Raw genomic sequence first — 4,498 nt, 5'->3', positions numbered from 1 at the left:
ATTCATATAAAACATTTAAATCTTTCCATTTTTCAAAGAAGGGAAAAAAATGTTTATAATAGAAATTATGAAATAAATCAAACACTTTAATGACTGCTTCTTCAGAGTTTATCAAAATTCCTTCTGTCGGTAAGGAATACTTATCATCATTTTCAAAATGGATTGTATATGAAATATCTTCTGGTGTGACATTTATAATTTTATTCATATACAATATGTTTGTAACTATATTTTCTATTAATGGTATTCTATCAGTAAAAGAAAATCCCCAAAAATGATTGTTGTCATAAATGTTAGATAAAAATTCTATTGTAAAAATAATTTCATTATGCTCTTTAATGTAGTTTAATTTTTGAGCTGTTTTATCACCTTTTTTTATAAGATTAAACCCCTCTTTATTAAGAAACTCATCTATTTTATTAAGAACCATATTTTTATACATAATCATCTCTTCTTTATTTAAAGTTAATATCATTCATTTTGATAGGAGGAATTTTTATATTATCACCCTCACTTATTATTTTAAAAACACTTATTCCGCAACCACTTACACATTGTAAATAGGTTCTGTATTGTCTAAAACTTGTTTAAGTTCTTTAGAAGCGTTGTAATATCTTTGTACATCTATACTTTCTGGGCGCATTTTTAATATCTCTTCTCGCCTATTTACAAATTTAGTCATAAAATCTTCATAACTACTATCATTACAAAGTCTTAGAATAGCAGCTTTCTTAAATTGCCAGAATTGCCCTAAAATTTCTGACAACTCCTCCCGTTCTGTTTTATCTTTAATATATTCATATAAAACATTTAAATCTTTCCATTTTTCGTAAAAAGGAATAAAGTATTCATTGTAAAATCTATCAAACAAATTACAGACTTCTGCGGATTTTTGTTCTGTATCTATTAAAATTCCATCAGCAGGAAGCCTATATTCATCATAATCTCTTGTCATAATTGTGTTATAAATATCTTTGGGTTTCACTGCTGTAATTTTATTTTTATAGAGAATATTTGCTACAATATTTTCTACTAATGGTACTTGATTACAATTAACAAAACCATAAAAATATTTATTTTCATAAATTTCAGATAAAAACCGAATACCAATAATTAAATCATTTTCTTTTTTACTATAATATAGTTGTTGAGCAGTTTTATCTCCTTCTTTTGTTAAATTAAACCCTCTGTTGCTAAGAAATTTATCTATGTAATTTATGACTTGTTCCCTAAACATATCTTTTATTTAAAATTAACATCATTCATTTTTATTGGTGGAATTTTTATATTTTCTCCCTCGCTTATTATTTTATAAACACTTATTCTGCAATTACTTACACATTGTAAATAGGTTTTGTATTATCTAAAACTTGTTTAAGTTCTTTAGAGGCGTTGTAATATCTTATATTATCAATATCTTTAGGGTCTTCATCAAAATATTCCTTCTGTTTTTGAAAATAGCTATCCATAAATTCCTGATAGTTACTATCATTGCAAAGTTTTAAAATAACTGCTTTTTTCATAGGTGCAAACTGTCCTAAAATATCCCACAACTCTTCTTCTGTTTTATCTTTAATATATTCATATAAAACATTTAAATCTTTCCATCTTTCAAAGAAGGGAAAGGCATCTTGTTTATAAAAAAGATTAAATATATTGACGACCTCCTCATATTCTGAAATGTCTTTCCCATCATCAGAAAGTGTGTATCTTGTATCTTTTTGAACCCAAAAAGATTCATCAATTTTTTCAGGTTTTACATCGCCAAATAACTTGTTTTTTGTCAGAATAGGTATTATTATGAGTTCCATTTCTATAAAATTAACAGCATAGTAAAATCCTTTTATTTTATCTTCTCTTTTCAAAAAGGCTATACTATTTATAGATTGATTTGTACTTTTTCTATAATCACAAATTATACAACCACTTTCTTCACTCTCAAATAATTTGAATCCCTTTGGTAGTAGAATACTATCAATATAGATTAAAACTTTTCTAAACTCTTTCATTATGTTAGTTCTTAAAATTAATACTATTCATTTGTATAGGAGGAATTTTAATATTATCACCCTCACTTATTATTTTATATACATCCTCTCTATATATTCTAATTGTTGTTCCTTGTCTGAATTTTTCAGGAGCATTTGCTTCTTTCAAAAGGGTATTATTTGTTCTTACTTGAAACTCTATGTATTTTTTATTAGGGTTATTCTTAAAGACATCTATTAATTCGCTTTTTTGGTTAGCTGTCCAAGGCGAGGTAGCCTTTAACTTGCTGTCACTTATTATAGCTCTAAAATAACTTCTTCCTCGTTCATCGCGTAGTTCTTTTACAAACAAATCATCAGCAATGATATTGTCTTTTACTCCTTTTAGATATACTTGTTTTAAGTGTGTATAGTCTTTATAAAGAGTACTAAAAGGAGGTATGTTTCTAATTTTAGAACTTACTAAAGATTCAAATTGTCTTCCTAACTGTGTATTTGTTTTAAAGAAATTACTTTTTCCCCATTTTGTCCAAGAACTATTTTCTTTAGAAAGTTCAAAGGCATAGGCAGGGTCTTCTTTGAGGAGTTTCCACTTGAGAAAATCATCTTCTGTTTGTAAAAGTTTCTTTAGCTCAGCTCCTGTCGTTTTAGAAAGTAAATCCTTTTCTAAGGCTTTTAGCAAATCTACATCCCAACCCTTTAGAAGTTTATCTATAGCGTTTTTACTTAGCGTTTTTAGCAGAGATGAAAGCTCTTTGTAGTTGCTCAGTTGTTCTAATGAATTTTCTAATCCCAGTGCTCTCCAAACTTCTCTTTGCTTCTCTATTAGCTGTCTTTCCGCTTGTGGGAGATTGTCTAATTGTGCAACCTCCCGCTGCCAGTGCTCATAGTTCTCTAATAACTTAGCATTGTCTTTGACATTCTTTGCAAGGTTTTTAGCAACACCATATCCTAACTGTGTTATATTCTTTATCCCTATAACTCCCATCGCCAAGTTATAGTAATGTACAGCTTTGGCAAAAGGTAGGTTAGCGTTCATACTCTGAGCGGTATTCACTGCTATATTGCCCACTGCTCCTATAACTTCTATCGCAGCCCAAACTCTGCGTACTTTACTTATCTTAGTGGCTAAAGCAAGACCGCCACTACCGCCTATTGTGAGCATATCAAAGGCAAAGGCTGCGTCTTTCTCTATCTTATCTAAGTGCTTTTTATGCTGATAATAATCCAAGAATATAGCAGGGACAGCATAATAAAAGGTAGAAGTATCTGTCTCTCCCAAAGTTGCTTCTATCTGTGGGACACCACTATCTGTTTTGTATATCAGTACGTAAGATAAAGGAGAAAGGTCGCCTATTTTTTCTTTCTTTATATCTTTTAGAATAAAGTCTTGTCCGTGAGTAGTCTTAATAGGCATCATTGTGCTTTCCATCACGTAGACAGATACCTTTCTTTGCTCGGGATCATACCAACCTCTTTGGAAAAAACGAGTGTCGATAGGAGCTATATTCAAGATGATTGAAAAATCATTGGTCTCTTCTGTTAACTCTTTTATGATCTCTTGGCTTGTAGAAGGGTCAGCATTTGCTTTTTTATAAATTTCTATAAGGAATTTTACAAAACCTGTATAGTTATCATTCCCATAGAATAAAACAGCATCGTCTAAATCTGTGTATAACCTGTCAAATACTTTGTAATTGTCTTCTTTTAAAAGTGCAATGAACTTAGGAAAATCGTTCTCTTTTAAGGAAGACAAAATACGAATAATGGCTTTTTCTCTCGTGTCTGTTAGCGAAAGTTTTGTATCTGTTAGAACCTTTAATACCTTTCTAATCGTATCAAAGTCAATAGACGAAAGGGTACATACATCTAAGGAATTGATATATTCAAAAGCTGCTTTATCTCCTCCTTTATATGCAGAGATATTGCTGAGTATATCTTTGACATTTTCTACATATTTGTCATTATCACTATATAGATAATCAATTAGGTTGGAATAATTTTCAGAAAATATAGAGAAACGTATCGTTCCTCCAAAGGTAACTACAATCTTATCTTTAGAACGACTTTCTATCTTTTTGGAGTCGCTTCGGTAATTCTTAGGAGCAAAACCTACAGACTGCTTATCCTCTTTTAGGAACTCAATGATTATTTTTTCGTATTTTGTATTATCTACCGTAATATTATAGGCATATACATCTACCTTATCTGTATCAGCAAAGATAGTTCCTTTTTGTTTTCTGGTACAACGGAAATATTCTATATACCTTTGTACCATTACAAAAGAGTTTTTCTTAAAAAAGTCTTCTCCTTCCTCCTGCCCTTGAAAAATACCTATTTTAAACGCAGGATCATTGATCTGCTTCCAATCAACAAAGAGGAGGGCTTCATCGGAGGTGTAGTCCATTAAGGAAGGTACTTTTCCTTGTTGCTTCTTCTTGAACGGATGTGATAATTTGAATATACCATGCCCGAGTTCGTGGGCAAGGGTTCTTTCGGTTTGGTCAAAA

Annotated in this window: 2 protein-coding genes and 2 pseudogenes; all 4 read right to left on the bottom strand. The window is 30.5% G+C overall.

Going from position 1 to position 4,498, the window contains the following annotated elements; genetic code table 11:
* Window positions 1-475 (bottom strand): annotated as a pseudogene (locus HMPREF1551_RS14075) (hypothetical protein); the annotation flags it as partial.
* A gap of 72 nt (window positions 476-547) precedes the next feature.
* Entirely contained in the window at window positions 548-1,237 is a 690-nt protein-coding gene (locus HMPREF1551_RS11015) for a hypothetical protein (RefSeq protein WP_021629226.1), read from the bottom strand.
* Between the two features lie 97 nt (window positions 1,238-1,334).
* Entirely contained in the window at window positions 1,335-2,009 is a 675-nt protein-coding gene (locus tag HMPREF1551_RS11010; protein WP_021629225.1) for a hypothetical protein, read from the bottom strand.
* A gap of 4 nt (window positions 2,010-2,013) precedes the next feature.
* Window positions 2,014-4,498: pseudogene (locus tag HMPREF1551_RS14280) on the bottom strand (hypothetical protein); the annotation flags it as partial.

The sequence above is a fragment of the Capnocytophaga sp. oral taxon 863 str. F0517 genome, assembly GCF_000466425.1.
Taxonomy (GTDB): Bacteria; Bacteroidota; Bacteroidia; order Flavobacteriales; family Flavobacteriaceae; genus Capnocytophaga.
This window is presented reverse-complemented; position numbering and strand designations above follow the sequence as displayed.